The sequence below is a fragment of the Mesorhizobium sp. C372A genome (assembly GCF_030323245.1).
In the GTDB taxonomy this organism is placed as follows: Bacteria; Pseudomonadota; Alphaproteobacteria; order Rhizobiales; family Rhizobiaceae; genus Mesorhizobium.
In genome coordinates, this window is the sequence record NZ_CP100475.1 from 4,223,799 (window position 1) to 4,240,492 (window position 16,694).

Annotated in this window: 20 protein-coding genes; 13 read left to right on the forward strand and 7 right to left on the reverse strand. The window is 63.0% G+C overall.

Features of this window, described 5'->3' with window-relative positions:
- Nucleotides 1-61 precede the first annotated feature (61 nt).
- A complete protein-coding gene (gene ade / locus NLY42_RS20055; protein ID WP_023751503.1) occupies nt 62-1,873 on the forward strand; it encodes an adenine deaminase in 1,812 nt (603 codons plus the stop codon).
- A 21-nt stretch (nt 1,874-1,894) separates the two neighbouring features.
- Here ade and NLY42_RS20060 read toward each other — a convergent pair whose 3' ends face one another.
- The 3 genes from NLY42_RS20060 to NLY42_RS20070 form a co-directional block, all read right to left on the reverse strand.
- Entirely contained in the window at nt 1,895-3,058 is a 1,164-nt protein-coding gene (locus NLY42_RS20060) for an alpha/beta hydrolase (protein WP_023734424.1), read from the reverse strand.
- A gap of 133 nt (nt 3,059-3,191) precedes the next feature.
- Entirely contained in the window at nt 3,192-4,265 is a 1,074-nt protein-coding gene (locus NLY42_RS20065) for an alpha/beta hydrolase (RefSeq protein ID WP_023695396.1), read from the reverse strand.
- A gap of 100 nt (nt 4,266-4,365) precedes the next feature.
- The gene (locus tag NLY42_RS20070) at nt 4,366-5,769 is read right to left on the reverse strand and encodes an aminopeptidase P family N-terminal domain-containing protein (protein ID WP_031244496.1); all 1,404 of its coding nucleotides are present in this window, start codon (nt 5,767-5,769) and stop codon (nt 4,366-4,368) included.
- A gap of 123 nt (nt 5,770-5,892) precedes the next feature.
- On the opposite strand from NLY42_RS20070, the gene ilvA reads away from it, so the two are divergent.
- Both ilvA and NLY42_RS20080 read left to right on the forward strand, forming a co-directional pair.
- Nucleotides 5,893-7,149: a threonine ammonia-lyase IlvA gene (gene ilvA / locus NLY42_RS20075; RefSeq protein ID WP_023753300.1), complete on the forward strand. Its 1,257-nt coding sequence runs from the start codon at nt 5,893-5,895 to the stop codon at nt 7,147-7,149.
- Nucleotides 7,146-7,733, forward strand: coding sequence for a DUF1697 domain-containing protein (locus tag NLY42_RS20080; protein ID WP_023753299.1), 588 nt, complete (start codon nt 7,146-7,148; stop codon nt 7,731-7,733). Before ilvA ends, NLY42_RS20080 begins: the two co-directional genes overlap by 4 nt.
- A 2-nt stretch (nt 7,734-7,735) precedes the next feature.
- Here the strand turns inward: NLY42_RS20080 and NLY42_RS20085 are convergent, their stop codons facing one another.
- Both NLY42_RS20085 and NLY42_RS20090 read right to left on the reverse strand, forming a co-directional pair.
- Nucleotides 7,736-8,029 carry a DUF2218 domain-containing protein gene (locus NLY42_RS20085; protein WP_023753298.1) on the reverse strand — a complete coding sequence of 98 codons (294 nt, stop codon included), beginning with the start codon at nt 8,027-8,029 and terminating at the stop codon, nt 7,736-7,738.
- 133 nt (nt 8,030-8,162) lie between these two features.
- Nucleotides 8,163-8,603 (reverse strand): VOC family protein, encoded by a 441-nt coding sequence (locus tag NLY42_RS20090; protein WP_023681520.1) that lies wholly within the window; start codon nt 8,601-8,603, stop codon nt 8,163-8,165.
- A gap of 356 nt (nt 8,604-8,959) precedes the next feature.
- Between NLY42_RS20090 and NLY42_RS20095 the strand changes: the two genes are divergently transcribed.
- The 6 genes from NLY42_RS20095 (at nt 8,960) to NLY42_RS20120 (ending at nt 12,373) form a co-directional block, all read left to right on the forward strand.
- Nucleotides 8,960-9,556, forward strand: a complete 597-nt coding sequence (locus tag NLY42_RS20095; RefSeq protein ID WP_031244492.1) for a cold-shock protein — start codon at nt 8,960-8,962, stop codon at nt 9,554-9,556.
- Between the two features lie 113 nt (nt 9,557-9,669).
- Nucleotides 9,670-10,242 (forward strand): DUF192 domain-containing protein, encoded by a 573-nt coding sequence (locus NLY42_RS20100; RefSeq protein ID WP_023681518.1) that lies wholly within the window; start codon nt 9,670-9,672, stop codon nt 10,240-10,242.
- A gap of 10 nt (nt 10,243-10,252) precedes the next feature.
- Nucleotides 10,253-11,020 (forward strand): alpha/beta fold hydrolase, encoded by a 768-nt coding sequence (locus NLY42_RS20105; RefSeq protein ID WP_023681517.1) that lies wholly within the window; start codon nt 10,253-10,255, stop codon nt 11,018-11,020.
- A 56-nt stretch (nt 11,021-11,076) separates the two neighbouring features.
- A complete protein-coding gene (locus NLY42_RS20110; RefSeq protein ID WP_023741428.1) occupies nt 11,077-11,448 on the forward strand; it encodes a hypothetical protein in 372 nt (123 codons plus the stop codon).
- A 70-nt stretch (nt 11,449-11,518) separates the two neighbouring features.
- On the forward strand, nt 11,519-11,833 hold the full coding sequence (locus NLY42_RS20115) for a hypothetical protein (RefSeq protein WP_023744842.1): 315 nt from the start codon (nt 11,519-11,521) through the stop codon (nt 11,831-11,833).
- Between the two features lie 39 nt (nt 11,834-11,872).
- Nucleotides 11,873-12,373 carry a GNAT family N-acetyltransferase gene (locus tag NLY42_RS20120; RefSeq protein ID WP_023753296.1) on the forward strand — a complete coding sequence of 167 codons (501 nt, stop codon included), beginning with the start codon at nt 11,873-11,875 and terminating at the stop codon, nt 12,371-12,373.
- Here NLY42_RS20120 and NLY42_RS20125 read toward each other — a convergent pair.
- Entirely contained in the window at nt 12,370-12,984 is a 615-nt protein-coding gene (locus NLY42_RS20125) for an HD domain-containing protein (protein ID WP_023725759.1), read from the reverse strand. The genes NLY42_RS20120 and NLY42_RS20125 overlap by 4 nt on opposite strands.
- Nucleotides 12,985-13,117: 133 nt before the next feature.
- Here NLY42_RS20125 and cysE point away from each other — a divergent pair, with 133 nt between their 5' ends.
- Together cysE and NLY42_RS20135 are read left to right on the forward strand one after the other, a co-directional pair.
- Nucleotides 13,118-13,966 (forward strand): serine O-acetyltransferase, encoded by an 849-nt coding sequence (cysE, locus tag NLY42_RS20130; RefSeq protein WP_023667506.1) that lies wholly within the window; start codon nt 13,118-13,120, stop codon nt 13,964-13,966.
- Nucleotides 13,967-14,221: 255 nt separating this feature from the next.
- The gene (locus tag NLY42_RS20135) at nt 14,222-14,425 is read left to right on the forward strand and encodes a DUF3126 family protein (RefSeq protein WP_006200852.1); all 204 of its coding nucleotides are present in this window, start codon (nt 14,222-14,224) and stop codon (nt 14,423-14,425) included.
- 255 nt (nt 14,426-14,680) lie between these two features.
- Here the strand turns inward: NLY42_RS20135 and NLY42_RS20140 are convergent, their stop codons facing one another.
- Nucleotides 14,681-15,406: a hypothetical protein gene (locus tag NLY42_RS20140; RefSeq protein WP_023734416.1), complete on the reverse strand. Its 726-nt coding sequence runs from the start codon at nt 15,404-15,406 to the stop codon at nt 14,681-14,683.
- A 110-nt stretch (nt 15,407-15,516) separates the two neighbouring features.
- Between NLY42_RS20140 and NLY42_RS20145 the strand changes: the two genes are divergently transcribed.
- Together NLY42_RS20145 and NLY42_RS20150 are read left to right on the forward strand one after the other, a co-directional pair.
- Nucleotides 15,517-15,885, forward strand: a complete 369-nt coding sequence (locus NLY42_RS20145; protein ID WP_023710584.1) for a DUF6949 family protein — start codon at nt 15,517-15,519, stop codon at nt 15,883-15,885.
- An 84-nt stretch (nt 15,886-15,969) separates the two neighbouring features.
- On the forward strand, nt 15,970-16,497 hold the full coding sequence (locus tag NLY42_RS20150) for a gamma carbonic anhydrase family protein (protein WP_023710583.1): 528 nt from the start codon (nt 15,970-15,972) through the stop codon (nt 16,495-16,497).
- The last annotated feature ends 197 nt before the right edge of the window (nt 16,498-16,694 follow it).

A 16,694-nucleotide genomic window follows, 5' to 3' on the forward strand; every position in this document is an offset into this window, starting at 1 on the left:
GTCCGCAATCGCTGGTCAAAACGTTGCCGGCTTGGCACAGTCGGGCAAACAGGAGTCTTTCATGGCCAAGCAGCCGTCGGCGACGAAACCCAAGCCCTGGACCGAGATGGCGACGCATCTGGTCGATGTCGCGACGGGGCGCAAGCCGGCCGACCTCGTCATCCGAAACGGCCGCTGGGTGAACGTGCATTCGGGCGAAATCATCGCCGGCACCGACATCGCCATATCAGGCGGCCGCTTCGCCTATTGCGGGCCGAATGCCAGCCATGCCATCGGCCAGGGCACCAAGGTGGTCGACGCCGGCGGTCGCTATCTCGTGCCCGGCCTGTGCGACGCGCACATGCATGTCGAGAGCGGCATGGTGACGGTGACCGAGTTCTGCCGCGCCGTCATCCCGCACGGCACCACCTCGATGTTCATCGATCCGCACGAGATCGCCAATGTGCTGGGTCTGCCCGGCGTGCGGCTGATGCATGACGAGGCCGTCGCCATGCCGATCAACGTCCATGTCCAGATGCCGTCCTGCGTGCCGTCCGCGCCGGGGCTGGAGCATGCCGGGGCCGAACTGACGGTCGCCGATGTCGCGGAAGCGATGACCTGGGAAAACATCATCGGGCTCGGCGAAGTGATGAATTTTCCCGGTGTCGTGGCCAACGATCCGGTGATGTCGGGCGAGATAGCCGCCACGGTGCGAGCGGGCAAGACGGTCGGCGGCCACTATGCGTCGCGCGATCTCGGCCTGCCGTTCCATGGCTATGTCGCCGGCGGGCCGGAGGACGACCATGAAGGCACGCGCGCCGAGGACGCGATCGCCCGCGTGCGCCAGGGCATGAAGGCAATGCTGCGGCTGGGCTCGGCCTGGTACGATGTTGCCTCGCAGATCAAGGCGGTGACCGAGAGCGGGCTCGACCCGCGCAACTTCATCCTGTGCACCGACGACAGCCATTCCGGCACGCTGGTGCATGAAGGCCATATGGACCGGGTGGTGCGCCACGCCATCCAACAGGGATTGAAGCCGGTGACGGCGATCCAGATGGCGACGCTGAATACCGCCCAGCATTTCAAGCTGGAGCGCGAGATCGGCTCGATCGCGCCGGGACGGCTGGCCGATCTGCTGATCGTCGCCGATCTCGCCGCCATGACCATCGACGAGGTCTATGGCCGCGGTATCAGGCTGGCCAAGGGCGGCAAGCTCGAGATCGACATCCCGGCCTATGATTACCCCAAATCGGCGAAGAACACCGTCAAGCTCGGCAAGAAGCTGAAGCCAGGCGACTTCGACATTGCGGCGCCCAAGGGCGCCAACGAGGTGCGGGTGCGGGTCATCGGCGTGATCGAAAACCAGGCGCCGACGCGGGCGCTGGAGGCCGACCTGCCGGTCGAGGACGGGCTGGTCGCCATGGACCGCCGCAACGACATCTGCCAGATCGCGCTGGTCGAGCGCCACCGCGGCACCGGCGGCGTCACCAATGCCTTCGTCTCAGGCTTCGGCTATATGGGCGACTGCGCCATTGCGTCGAGCGTCGCACATGATGCCCACCACATCATCTGCGTCGGCACCAACAAGGAAGACATGGCGCTGGCCGTCAACCGCCTGGGCGAGGTCGGTGGCGGCGTGGTGCTGTTTTCAAAGGGCAAGGAACTGGCGCTTGTCGAAATGCCGATCGCCGGGCTGATGTCGGACGAGCGCGCCGAAATCGTGGCGGCCAAGGCCGAGAAACTCACCGAAGCAATGCGCAAGATGGGCTGCTCGCTCAACAACGCCTACATGCAGCACTCGCTGCTGGCGCTGGTCGTCATTCCGGAGCTCAGGATTTCCGATGTCGGCCTGATCGACGTGACGACGTTCCAGAAGGTCGATCTTTTTATCTGAGATCAGCCCGCTGCTTGGCTCTCATCCGCCGGTGGCGATGGTCAGCACCTTGAATGGCGTGGTGATGATGATCTCGGCGACGGATCCGACTGCCTTGCCGAGGCCTCGGCCGAGATTGTCGATCTGGCCCTGCGTGGGTTCGTCCGATGCCAGGCCGGCTGGAGCGCGCAGACGGTCGCCGAGCAATTGCACAAGGAACGGGTTGTCGGCGAATTTGGCGTGGTTCAGGCGGTCGCCGCCCTTGATCTGGCTGAGGTCGGCCACAACGACGCCGTAACTGGCAATGTCGGCGGCGTTGCCGTAGTCGCCGACGCGCGGCTTGTCGCCGGATAGCAGGCTGGACAGTCTCAGAGCACGGTCGTCGGCGGAAAGCAGGATGACGAACGGCCTGTCGGGCTTGCCGTAGCGGATCATCTGCTTCTTGAAGACGTCGACATCGATATCGGGCGATGCCAGGACGACACGGCCGAGCTTGCCGTCGAGATCGCGGTCGCCGGTGATGGCGAGCTGGCGCAGCGCTTCCATCGTCACCCAGGTTCCCATCGAATGCGCGATGATGTCGATGCTCTTGACCTTTGTCTTGGCGAGCATCCTGAGCGTCGCCTCGAGGTCGTCGCGCGCGGCGTTGGCGCTGTCCTTGTCGTAGATATAGCCCGTGGTCTTGCCGCTCGAAGCCCACGAAAACAGGATCGGCGTGCCGGGATATTCGGTGTCGTGGGCGATCTGCGTCAGCCGGTAGACCCCGTCGTCGAAGCCGTTGTTGAAGCCGTGGACGAAGACCAGCGCGCGGTCGCCATTCATGGTGATGTTGGCACCGACGGCCTTGGCGAATTGCGAGGCGTCGCCATAGTGGACGACGTCGGTGGCGGTGAATTGCTTGGCCGGGTTCGAATTTGCCGAGCCCTTGGCGCGCTCGATGGCGCCGACCTGGTGGACCTTCGGCACGGTGACGTCGACGCGGGCGTAGCTGGTGGTCAGCGAGCGATCGCCATCGAACACCTGGCGTGGGTCCTTGGTCGCCTGCTTGCGGGTGGTGGCGACGAAGATTTCGTGGGTGGCCGCGATGTCGGAGGCAGGCACCGAAACCGTCGTCTTGTTCAACAGGTCATGGGTGTTGGGGCCGGCGCAGCCGGCGGCAGCGAGCGCGAACGCAAGGACCAGGACAGTCTTCCAACGCTCGTTCACGCGGGCTCCCGCTGGCGCATTGGCGCCGATTTCAATGTCGTAGAGGCAGAGACCGGCCCGGTCCAGTTGAAAGTGATCGGGCCGAGCGGCATTCGCGACCTCACGCGGCGACGGTCGCCGCAAGGCGACAGCCTTATTGTCCGAGCGCGCTGATACGGTCGGTCACCGTCTGGTCGCTGGCAAAGCCATCATCCTCGCGCAGCCGCTGGCCGATCATCTTCACCAGTTCGGGATTGTCGGCGAACTTGGTGTGGTTGAAGCTGTCGCCTCCCTTGACCTTGGAAAGGTCGACCACGGTGACGCCATAAGCGGCGAGGTCGGCGGCATCCTTGTAGTCGCCGACGCGTGGCCGCGAGCCGGCGATCAGGCCTGAGAGCCGCAGCGCCCGGTCGTCGTCGGAGAGCAGCAGGATGAACGGCTTGTCCGGCTTGCCGTAGCGGCGCATCTGGCTCTTGAAGACGTCGACGTCGATGTCGGGAGAGGCCAGCACGACATCGCCGAGCTTGCCGCCGAGATCGCGGTCGCCGGTGATGGCCATCTGGCGCAGCGTTTCCATGGTCACCCAGGTTCCGAGCGAGTGGGCGACGATGTCGATGCGCCGCGCGCCGGACTGCTGCAGCATGCGCAATGTCACCTCCAGCTGATCGCGGGCGGCGCTGGCGCTTTCCTTGTCATAGACATAGTCGGTGGTTCTGGCGCCGGATGCCCAGGAAAACAGCACCGGCGTGCCGGGATAGCCGGAATCGTGGACGATCTGGGTCAGGCGGTAGACCGCGTCATCGAAGCCGGTGTTGTAGCCATGCACGAAGACCATGACGCGGCCGCCGCGCGCGGCAATGTCGGCATTGAGCGCGCTTGAGAATTGAGGCTGCGCATCGTAGCCGACGACCTCGGAAGCCATGAAGTATTTCGCCGGGTCGTTCGACTTGCCGCGCGAGCGGCGCTCGATCTGGCCGGTCTGGTGGGTGCCGGGAACGGTGACGGTGACGCGGGCGTAGTTCAGCGTCGCCGAGCGTTCGCCGTCGAAAACTTTGTTGGGATCGTCGGATTTCTTGCGTGTGGTGGCAATGAAGATCGAGTGATTGCCCGAGATTTCGGTCACCGGCGTGGACATGACGGCGCTGCCGAGCAGTTCCTCGGTTTTGCGGCCGCCGCAGCCGGCGATCAACAGGGCAAGTGCAAGAATGCAAATCGTCTTCAAACGCACGTCAAAAATTCCACTCCGGCCAAAAGGCCCATATACCCCCGCGACACCTCCCGGACAGTGAGAGTGCGGCAGAAGTAAGTCGTGTCCAGCCGAAATGTGGTCAGCGTCGAGCCACGGTCATCGCACTGTTGCGCGAAAGCCAGAATGGCGGCAGGAACGCCGGAATGTTGGAGAAGGGCAATACCTCGGGTTTGAGCCTGATGCCCAGCACGTCGCGCATGAAGGCGCGGCGCGCCTCGATGCGGCGCCATGCCTCGGGATAGCGGGCCGCGATCTCCTCGCGCAGGGACTCATCGGCAAGCGCGATGCCGTCTTCGATGTTGGTGGTGAAATAGCTGGTTCCGGTCGCCGGAATGATGTCGACCTGCAGCGCCATGCCCGATTGCAGCTTGATGTCCGAGCCGGAAAACACCGGCGAATGCATCCATTCGTCGATATGGACGAGATGGCCGGGATTGAGCGAGACGCCGAAGAACGGGTCGCCTATGCGGTCATGCACGGCTTTCCAAAGCGCTCCGCCGGCAACGCCTATGCCGATGGTCTCGTACCAGTCGACGACGGCGGCGAAATAGGGCGCTACCAGCTGTTCGACATAGTCGCTTATCTCGCGCGGCAGTTCGGCCGCGCTCTCGACCAGGAAGCCGGCGCGGGCGTTGAGCGAGCCCTGGATGCCGTACGCCATGGTGACGGGATCGCCGCGCTTGATGATGTCGAGGCGCGGGCTAGGCAAGCCGTAGGGCGCACGCCTGCCGGCGGACAGCATCGGGTGGCAGCAAAGGGGCAGGCCGTTGATCCCCATCAGCCGCGCGGCCTGCAATCCGCTCATGCCGGGCTCGATATTCCCAAGCACGTTGCGCAGGCCCTGCGAGGAAAAGGTCGCGGCGAATTCGAAGGACGCCAATTGGTCTGCCTCGTTGATGGCGCGTAGGCCGTCGGATGGGTTCATCAACGGGTTGGCGGCGTTGACCACCGCGCCTCTGTCGCCGGCCAGTGTGCGCAGCGTATCGGCGATGAAGGACGGCAGGTCGAGCGTCGTCTCGCCAAAGCCGCCATCGCCGGGCCCGAACGGCTTCCAGCCGATGGCGCCGATCTTCTGGCCGGCTTTCAGGCCGCAGGCGGCAAGCGTGTCGGATAGAGAGGCCGAGCGGTCGCGTGGCTGCGCCGGCAGCGAGAAGGTCTGGTAGAGGACGCGCTCGTAAGGCCCGTCGCAGAATTCGGCATAGCCCCAACCCTCATTGCCGACGAGAAGTTTTGGCTGGCTGCCGGGAACGATGACCAGCAGCGTCTCCTCGAAACGCGGATCGTAACCACTGAGATAGGCGACATTGGCCGCGTGCTCGCGGTCGCCATAGACGGCAAAGGCGTCGAGCCCGGCCTCGGCGCCGCGCGCCAGCAGAGCCTCGATGCGCGCTTCGTAGGTCCGCCGCTGAACTAGCGGCATCACTGTTGGTTCGCCGAATTCAGGAAGGTCTACGGTCTTCAGGGCGACAGCCGAAACAGGCATGAAGATGGCTCCAATGGATTCCTGCTGGCGCGTCAAAGCGGCCGCGCCGCATCGGTGGCTGCAAACGGCGAATTGTGCAATAGGCTTCGCCTTCGAACCATTCGATCCAGAGGTGACGGCGCCATGAACAGTTTCTCCTCCCGTGTCGCCACCGCCGCAGCCGCGATCCGCGAGATCTTTCCCGAAACGCCGCTGCAGGAAAACGACTATCTGTCGAAGAAGACGGGGGCTCGGGTGCTGTTGAAGCGCGAGGATCTTTCGCCCGTGCGCTCCTACAAGATCCGCGGCGCCTTCAACTTTTTCCGCAAGGCGCTTGCCGCCGGCAACGAGGCCGAGCTGTTCGTCTGCGCCTCGGCCGGCAACCATGCGCAGGGCTTTGCCTTCGTCTGCCGCCATTTCGGCAAGAAGGGCGTGGTCTTCATGCCGGTGACGACGCCGCAGCAAAAGATCGACAAGACGCGGCTGTTCGGCGGCGATTTCGTCGAGATCAGGCTGGTCGGCGACTTCTTCGACGACTGCTACCGCGCCGCCTTCGAATTCACCGAAAGTTCCGGCGCGCATATGGTGCCGCCCTTCGACCACAAGGATATTATCGAGGGGCAGGCGACGGTCGCCTATGAGATCGCCGACCAGATGCCAGGCGCGCGCATGCCCGACATCATCATGCTGCCGGTCGGCGGCGGTGGCCTGGCCGCGGGGGTGACGCACTATTTCGCCGATCAGCAACGTGAGGCGCGCTACGTCTTTTGCGAACCGGCCGGTGCGCCGAGCCTGCATCAGAGCCTCGCCAGCGGCAAGCGCGTCCGGCTCGCCAATGTCGACAATTTCGTCGACGGCGCGGCGGTGGCCGAGATCGGCCGCGAGCCGTTGCGCCACCTCAAGGAGTTCGCCGCTCAGGCGGTGCGGCTGATCCCTGAGAACCGGCTCTGCGCCACCATGATCGAGATGCTCAACATCGAAGGTGTGGTGCTGGAGCCGGCCGGTGCCTTGGCGATCGACGCGTTGAAGGATTTTTCGCGCAAGGAAATCCGCGGCAAGACCATCGTCGCGGTGGTGTCGGGCGGCAATTTCGATTTCGAGCGGCTGCCCGACGTGAAGGAGCGGGCGCTGCGCTTCGAGGGGCTGAAGAAATATTTTATCATCCGCTTTCCGCAGCGGCCGGGCGCGCTGCGCGACTTCCTGGAACTGCTCGGTCCCGACGACGACATTGCCCGCTTCGAATATCTGAAGAAATCGGCGCGCAATTTCGGCTCTGTGCTTATTGGCATCGAAACCAGGGATCGGCGAAACTTCGATTTGCTGAAGGCGAATTTCGAGGCCGAGGGCGTCCACTATCAGGACATCAGCGACAACGAGACCCTGGCCGGGTTCATCATATGAGCGGTACAGCCTGCCACCCGAAGCTCGAAGAGCGAAGGGTGGTCTTCGTCGCGCTGTTTTCCGGCATCAATGTCGGCGGCAACCGCATCGTCAAGATGGCGGAGTTGCGGGCGTTTTTTGAAGAGCTCGGTTTCTCCGACGTAGCCAGCTATGTACAGAGCGGCAATGTCGTGTTCCGGGCCGAGAAGGGCGACGCCGCCACGCTGGCGAAACAGATCGAAACGGCGTTCGAGAAAAAATGGGGCTTTCACTCGCGCATCATGGTGCGCGATCTCTCCTGGTTCGAACGGCTGGTGGGCGAAAATCCCTATCCGGAGGTCGCCGGCGATCCGACCAAGCTGCACGCCTACACGCTGGAGCGCCAGCCGACGGCGGACGAGATCGCCAGGCTTGCCGAAAAATGCACCGGCCCGGAAAGCTTCGAGGTCAAGGGTGACGTGCTCTACCTCAAGGCGCCGGACGGGCTCGGCAAATCGATGTTCGCCAATCTCATCCCGCGCACGTTGAAAGTGCCCGGCACCGCGCGCAACTGGCGGTCGGTGCTGGCGCTGCTGGAGATGGCCGGCAAAGCCGGTGCAAAATAACGCTATGCCGCCGGTGCCTGCTTCCACTCGAAAGTCAGCTCCTCGCGGAAGGCAAAGCGCTTGATGTGATCGGCAACGACGCTCTCCATGCGCTCCAGCGATCCGCTTTCATCCGTCGACACCGTGATATGCAGCGCTGCCGCATCGGCATCGAGAACCGTGCGGCCGAGCGACAGATCGATGGTGCCGTGGTTCGGATCGAACTCGACGGGAAATTTGTGCGCCCAGTGCTTGCACAGCTGCTGCAAATAGCGGCTGGCATATGCGGTGGTGACATCGGCACGGCTGGTCGGCATGAACGAATTCTCCTGGATGAGGCACTGGCTTTGCTTGGCTGGCGCGACAGGCAGGTAAATAGGTGCCGTTGGTCGAAATGGCAAAGGCGGCCGGCTTGTCGGCGCGGCCGCCTCGCTCAAGATGGCGTGATCGCTACCAGGTGCCGGTGTTCGGCATCGATGCCCACGGCTCGGCCTTGGGTTTGGCCGGGCCCTTCTGCAGCAGTTCGAAGGAGATGCCGTCCGGCGACTTGACGAAGGCCATGTTGCCGTCGCGCGGCGGCCGGTTGATGACGACGCCATTGTCCATCAGATGCTGACATGTGGCGTAGATGTCGTCGACCTCATAGGCGAGATGGCCGAAATTGCGGCCGCCCTTGTACTCCTCCGGATCCCAATTGTAGGTCAGTTCGATCAGCGGCGCCTTCTCAGTGATGCCGCTTTCTACATCCTCAGAGGCGGCGAGGAAGATCAGCGTGAAGCGGCCCTGCTCGTTTTCGTAGCGGCGCACTTCCTTCAGGCCGAGCTTGTTGCAGTAGAAATCAAGCGAGACATCGACGTCGGCGACACGGACCATTGTGTGGAGGTAGCGCATGGGATTTCCTCGGGAATGTTTGGGTTGCGAGGCAACATAAGGTCCACCCCGCCGAAGGGCAACGAGCATCGGACTGGAAAAGTGGTCACCGGTTTTGGAAAATCAGGTTGCTCTGACAAAAGCGTCGGACACAAGTGGTTGCCGATTTCGGCGAAATCCCTTGCAAATTGCCGACCGGTTGACCGCCTTGATGGATCGTCATTGCTGTCGGCAGCAACGCCGGCAAACAACAAGTCAGCTATTCCTGTATTCAACCGTGAAAAAAGGCACGGCAGGTCTTGCACACCCCGGAAGCGGCGGTGTTAATCTAATGTCAAGAATCACTTGCGGTTTTCTTGAAAAAAGGGGGCATTCTTATGGGGGATAAGGCCTCTTTCACGAGGCGGGATGAGAACCTTGACGACGCCCTGAAGAGTGACAGTGGCGGCGATAGCGCCGACCTTGTCGAAATCGCCGGCGCCATCAAATGGTTCGACGTGGCCAAGGGCTACGGTTTCATACTTCCCGATGACGGTTCTTCGGGCGACATCCTCCTCCATGTCACCTGCCTTCGAAAGGACGGTTTTCAGACTGCATTGGAGGGCGCGCGTGTCGTGTGCCTTGTCAAGCACGGCGACCGTGGTTTGCAGGCGTTCCGGGTGCTGTCCATGGACACCACTACGGCGATCCATCCGGCCGAGATGCAGGAACAGCGCACCCATGTGGCGGTGACGCCGGAAAGCGGGCTCGAGCGGGCGCTGGTTAAGTGGTTCAACCGCACCAAGGGCTTCGGCTTTCTGACGCGCGGCGAGGGCACCGAGGATATCTTCGTCCATATGGAGACGCTGCGCCGCTATGGCATCACCGAGCTCAGGCCCGGACAGGTCGTGCTGGTGCGTTTCGGACGCGGTGACAAGGGCCTCATGGCTGCCGAGATTCACCCTGATATGGGCACCTTGCCGGTCGCGCATTAGGACGCGAGCCTTCCTGAGGAAGTCAGGACGGCGTTTTTCTTGGTTTCACCACGATCTTATCCGAATACCTGAGACCACTTTTAGGGATCATGGTCTTTGGTCGAGGATTTCCAATGGCGTACAGGAACTGGCTGACAGCGGGCGCGCTCTGCGTCATCGTTGCGGTAGCCGCAGGCGCTTACTTCTATTCCGGGCAGCCGACCGCATCCCAGCAGACGATCGCCGGCGGTCAGGCGATGATCCTTCCCGTCGATCCGACACCATTGGTCGTGGCGACGAAAGGGGGCGATAAATCCTTTTCGATCGAAGTCGCCGACACCGACTCGGAACGCGAGGCCGGCCTGATGTATCGCCAGGATATGGCCGACAATCATGGCATGCTGTTCGTCTTCGAGATGCAGAAGCAGGTCGGCTTCTGGATGCACAACACGCCGATGCCGCTCGACCTGATCTTTGTTGGACAGGACGGCAAGGTCCGGGCCGTCAAGCACGGCACTCCATTGTCCGATGCAGTCATCTCGCCGGGTGTGCCAGTGCGCTTCGTGCTGGAGCTCAAGGCCGGCACCGCCGCCAAAAACGGCATCGACTATGGCGATCTGCTGCGCCATCCGGCCGTCGGCACGGTGTCCGGCCCCGGCATGCCGCCATCGGACAAGGGCAACGCGCCCACGCCCGGCGCCGGCTGAGCCGCTCCCGATGCAATTCTTCTCCCATGACGGGTTCGACTTCGCCTTCCTCGACCGCCAGCCGGCGTCGGGGGCGGGCGATCCGGTGCTGATGATCCACGGCTTTGCCTCCAGCCACTATGTCAACTGGGTATCGCCCGGCTGGTTCAAGACGCTGAACGATGCCGGCTATCGCGCCATCGCCTTCGACAATCGCGGCCACGGCTCGTCGTCGAAAAGCTATGACGAGGCCGACTACACCCCGGCCAAGATGGGCTCGGACGCGGCGGCCCTGCTCGACCATCTTGGCATCGGCCGCGCGCATGTCATGGGCTATTCGATGGGCGCGCGCATCGCGGCGTTCCTGGCACTGTCGGATCCCGACAAGGTGGCGACGCTTGTCTTCGGCGGGCTCGGGATCGGCATGGTCGACGGCGTCGGCGACTGGGATCCGATCGCCGAGGCGCTGCTGGCCAACGATCCGGCCGCCACCAGCCATCCGCGCGGTCGCTCGTTTCGCGCCTTTGCCGATCAGACGCGCAGCGACCGCCGCGCGCTGGCCGCCTGCATCGCCACGTCGCGCGAACTGCTCAGCGAAGACGACATGACGCGCATCGCCCAACCAACGCTGATTGCGGTCGGGACGACAGACGATATCGGCGGCTCGCCCGACGAGCTCGCCGCGCTGATGCCGAACGCCAAGGTGTTTCACATAGACGGCCGCGACCATATGCTGGCTGTGGGCGACAAGACCTTCAAGCAGCGGGTTTTGGAGTTTTATGCCGAAAATCCGCTTTAACCGGTAAGCGATTTTCGGGCGATATGGATTGGGCGGCCGGCGAGGGGTGGCAAACAATGGCACAATGGGGAAGAAGCGCCGACGCTCTGCCGGGCGCCGTCGTGACAAGCAAGTTCGGCAAGCGTTCCGTCATCCTGGCGCTGCTCGCCTTCGGTGCCGGTGTGATGGCGCTGACCACAATGGTGGCGCTTCCGACCCACGCATCCGAGCGTGCCCAGAACATCGCCACGGGTTTCTTCATGGCGGTTTTCCTGCTGGCAGGGCCGTTGGCGCATATTGCCGGATTGATTTTCGGACTGATGGCGCTGGTGCGTTCGAACGATAGCCGCGTGCTTGGGGTCGTCGGCATCCTGCTCAACGGCGGCTCCCTGGCGGTTGGCTTCCTGCTGCTTGTGGCAATGGCATCGACGATAGGCGCTTTCACCTGATCGGGGACGAGTAATGGCCGGATGGGGAAGAAGCACGATAGCAATGCCCGGCGTGGTGGGGCGGAGCAGCTTGGGCAAACGCTCGGTGATCCTGGCCCTGCTGGCGTTCGCAATGGATTTTGCGGCGGTGGTCACGCTGGCGTTGATGCCAGGCGAGGCGTCGCTGGCCGCTCAAAACGTCCTCGGCGGGGTTTTTCTGGTGGTGTTTCTCGTTGCGGCGCCGCTGGCGCACATCACCGGCGTGGTTTTTGGCTTGATGGCACTGGGACGTTCAAACGACAATCATGTCCTCGGCATCATGGGTATCCTCCTCAACGGGCTGTCGTTGGTGATCGGCCTGTTCTTTGTTTGGGCGGCGACCAAATCCGTTGGCGCCTTCAGGTGATCGATCTTCGTCTGGCTTGCAGCCGGAGGCGGTGCCGCTTTGGTTGAACTTTTCGTCACCTATATGGAAATGCGCCAGGCCGATCTGGCGCCTGCGCGCGCCAACCCGGCGGCAAGTGCCAGGGTTGTGCGTGAGAGGCTGGACCGCGCCGCCTATCTCAGCCTCTACCGCGCTGTCGGCGAGCCGGTGCAGTGGGACCAGCGGCTGCGCATGCCGGCGGAAGACCTCGAGCGCCTGCTGGCGCTGCCCTCGACACATATCCATGTGCTGCGCGTCGAGGGCGAGGCCGCTGGCCTGTGCGAATTCAACGGCGTCGGCCAGCCTGAGGTCGAGCTGGTTCATTTCGGGCTGGTTCCCGCCTTCCAGGGTCGCAGGCTCGGCCCGTTCCTGCTCGACCAGGCGCTTCGCGCCATCTGGTCGCGGGCGCCGCAAAGGGTCTGGCTTCATACCGACACATACGACCATCCGGCCGCGCAATCGGTCTACAGGCGCGCCGGTTTCAAAGCCTATGCGCAGCGCATGGGGACATTTCCGGATTAGGATTTGAGCGTTTCTAGAGACCGCGCCAGGTTTTGCCTGGCCTGGGGCTCGAACCTGTGGCGGAATTCCTGCGTGTGAAAAATATGCTGGCGCGCGAGGAAAGTCTTGAGAATCGCGCCGCGGCCGGCGCGCCACATAGGCTCCTCGACCCAGCCATATTCGCGTCGGACCGCTTGTTCATAGGCGTCGAAAGCGTCGGCTGACGCACCCAGTATCGCCAGGTCCATGTCGAGGAAAAGCGCTGCGTCGTGGAGGGCGTTCTCATCGGCAAGGCCCCGTGGTTGAAGGCTGGGCAGTTCATGCGTGGCAGTGGCGACGATCATCGCCGCGATGCGGCCGAGGCGCTCCGGATCGGTGCGGGCGGCAAGTTTGTCCTGCGCAAGTGCTGCACTCCTGGCCTCGTTGTCCTTGGCGCGGCTGTCATATATGGCGTCATGGAACCAGATTGCGGCTTCGACGGCGCCGGAATCATGCAGCGATGCTCGATATTCGTCCGCCAGCGCCAGCAACGCCTCGATATGGGCGAGGTTGTGATAGTGGCGATCCGGAGCTTGATAGAGCGCGGAGAGCGCGCGTTTCAGCGGAGCGTCGATCAAGGGTTCGTTTTCCATGGCGGCTTGAATTTCCGTGAACCAAATCCATTTCACCGAGCACTAAGGAAAATTGAGTTCAATCGTGCTATGATCTGGCTTATATGTGCCGCCGGAGAATAGGCAAGCGGCCAGGACGCAGGACAAGACGTCGATGAACAGCATCAGCATTTCCCGCCCCACAATGGTCCAGCCGGTCGATCCGATCTGGCGTTCGGTCCGCGACGAGGCGATGGAAGCGGTCAACCGCGACCCGCTTCTGGCGGCGTTCCTCTATTCGACCATCCTCAACCAGGAGAGCCTGGAGGAAGCTGTCATCCATCGGCTCGCCGAGCGGCTCGCGCATCAGGACATCGGCTCCGACCTCATCCGCCAGACGTTCAAGTCGATGCTGGCCGACGACAAGGAATGGTCGTCGATCGTGCGTGTCGACATCCAGGCCTATTACGACCGCGATCCGGCCTGCGACCGCTTCATCATGCCGGTGCTCTATTTCAAGGGTTTCCATGCGATCCAGACGCACAGGCTGGCACATTGGCTGTGGAATCAGGGCCGCAAGGATTTCGCGCTCTATCTGCAGAGCCGCTCGTCCTCGGTGTTCCAGACCGACATCAACCCGGCCGCCCGCATCGGCAAGGGCATCTTCATCGACCACGCCACCGGCCTCGTCGTCGGCGAGACGGCGGTGATCGAGGACGATGTGTCGATCCTGCATGGCGTGACGCTGGGCGGCACCGGCAAAGCCGGCGGCGACCGTCACCCCAAGATCCGTTACGGCGTACTGATCGGCGCCGGCGCCAAGATTCTCGGCAATATCGAGATCGGCCATTGCTCGAAGATCGCGGCAGGCTCGGTCGTGCTGTCGCCGGTGCCGCACAACAAGACGGTTGCCGGCGTACCGGCCCGCGTCGTCGGCGAGACCGGCTGCGACCAGCCTTCGCGCCAGATGGACCAGCTTTTGCCGTCGCAATCGATGGACCAGGTCGTCAGCTTCGACATCTGATTTGCAACACCCGGCGTGCCGGACTGAGTCCGGTTGCCGGCGCCGTTGCCCCTGGAGCATGATGCCGAAAAGTGTGAGGCGGTTTTCGGACGACATCATGCTCTACCTCCTTGATTTAGAGGCGGATTTGGATTCGACCTGAAATCATCCGGCCCCAGGGTTCGCGTTCTATCCAGCCGGCTTGCCTTTACATCGCCATTGTCGACGTGCCAGAAGCGCGTTCCAACGAGCAAGCCCGACGATCGGAGAAGACTTTTGAAGCCGGACGAAATCAGAAAGCTGGACGCCTATTTCAAGCGCGTCTTCCAGAATCCCAAACTCGAGGTGAAGGCGCGGCCGCGCAAGGAAGATTCGGCCGAGGTCTATGTCGGCGACGAGTTCCTCGGCATCGTCTTCAAGGACGAAGACGACGGCGACTATAATTTCTCGATGGCGATCCTCGACATCGATCTGGCCTGAGCCCAGACGGCTACGGACTTCGGCGATTGGCGGCAGCCAGCTGCGCCATCGTCATCCCGGGGAGAAGCAGCCGCACAGCGGCGTCGCTGAGACCCTGGGATATATTCCAGGCCTCGGCTCAGGAATGTGGCGGTCCAGAACTGCCTCTGCTGCTTCCCAACAGTAATTCTGCACCGCTTCGCTGCCTTAAGGGCATGGAACGGATCCTCGGGTCCGCGCGGCTTCGCGCCCATGTATGACAAAAGCAGAGGGCCGCTACCGTGCGGTCTTTAAGACGCGCGTGGCCTCGGCGACGATAGCGGCGTCAAGCGCTGGCCAGTTGCCCAGCAACTCCCGGGGAAAGCGGTAGGTCAGGCTGAGGCTGTCGCCGACCTGGATGTCGCGCTCGCAGGGCGCCAGCGATTCCTCGGCGCTCGGTCCGCTCAGGCAGCGGGCGACGAACGGGTCCTTGCCGGCCCGGTCGGCGACCGCAAGCACCTCGTTGAGATAGCCTGATTTTTCGCTAAAGCCGTAAATCGTCGTGCCGCCGGGGCCGGGCGCGCCGGGCTGGCTGATCAGCGCGCTATAGATCGGCGCGAAACGGCCGCTCATGTCGCGCGACATCATCTGCGGTTCGAACGACAGGAAGATGATGTTCTTGGCCGTGCCCGTGTGGTTGAAATCGTCGCGTGCGGCTTCGCTGTAGCCGTCCATCTGGGGATAGCGCAGATAAAGGTCGAGGCGCGAAGCGATGCCGTCGCGCCGCGCCTGCAGGAAGCGGATGGCGTTGGCCGGCACGGCAATGACATTGTTGCCGATCACCACCTTGTGGACTGTGGTGTCGTCGGTGTAGCCGGCCATGGCGATCGAGCGGCCGAACCATTTTCCGCCAAGGCTGATCGCCAGCGACAGCAGCGCCAGTGCGGCAAAGGCATAGAACACCCGCTTCATCAGCACGGAATCGACGACGTTGAACTCTTCGGCGGTCGCTGCCTGCTTCATCGCAATCCCCATAGTCGCCGCCGTCTGTCCCTGGGCGGCACACATGCCGTGGCACGGCTCTTGCTGCGCTGGACGCGACTGTGCGATCTCATGGTAAACGGAAGGTAAAGATGAGCCTGCTGCTGCCCGTTCTCTTCGCTTCTGCAGTCGGCCTCACTGCCTGCGGGCTTACCGGGTCCGTGATGGAACTGGCGGCGGGCCGCCGGCTTGCCTTTGCCGAGCCTTATGTGTCGCCGGCGTACATCCTGCGCTCGCTGGCCGCGACCGCTTGCGCCGGTCCGTTCATGCTCGCCAACGATGCGCTCGATGCGCGGCGCGAAGGCCGCATTTCGATGCTGATGCTGGTGTCCTGCGGCTGCACGGTGATCGCCTGGGCGCTGGCGCTGGGCATCGTGCTGATCGCCATTGCCTCCTGGGGCATTGGCTCTCCTGGTGCGCTTCAGCTTTTGGTGGAATCGCTGGCGCGGTATTTGCCTTGAGGCAATTGCTGGGGAAACCGCTACGCGGTTTTCCCAGGATTGTTCTAGGGTTTGTCCCGGCCTGCGACGAATCGGAGACTGGAAATGCCGACCTATGCAATCGACGGAAAATCGCCCCGTTTCGAGGATGCCGACAGCAACTGGATCGCGCCCGATGCGACCTTGATCGGCGACATCAGCGTCGGTCGCAATGCCGGCTTCTGGTTTGGCGCAGTCATCCGCGGTGACAATGAGCCGATCGTCGTCGGTGCCGACAGCAATGTCCAGGAGCATACGGTGATGCACACCGATCCCGGCTTTCCGCTGACGATAGGGCAAGGCTGCACCATCGGCCACCGCGCCTTGCTGCATGGCTGCACGATCGGCGACAACAGCCTGATCGGCATGGGCACCATCGTGCTCAACGGCGCCAGGATCGGCAGGAATTGCCTGGTCGGCGCCGGCGCACTGGTCACCGAAGGCAAGGAGTTCCCCGACAATTGCCTGATCGTCGGCTCGCCCGCGCGGGTGATCAGGACGCTGGACGATGCCGCGGTCGCCAGGCTGCGCGCCTCGGCCGCGCACTATGTCGCCAACGGCAAGCGCTTCAAGGCCGGGCTGAAGAAGGCCTGAACTCTATTCCTGTTTGACGATGATCTTTCCCGAACGGCGGGTCAGCGCAGCAAAAATCGTTTCTCGCTTTCGCTGACGCGGTCCTTCGGTTCGGGATCATGGTCTGAAATGGTGGAGCCGGCCCGGGGACGGGGCCGGCTCCTTAAAACCCGGTCGTTGGGGACGGGGAGGGTGGGGACTCGACCGGGCTTTCTCGT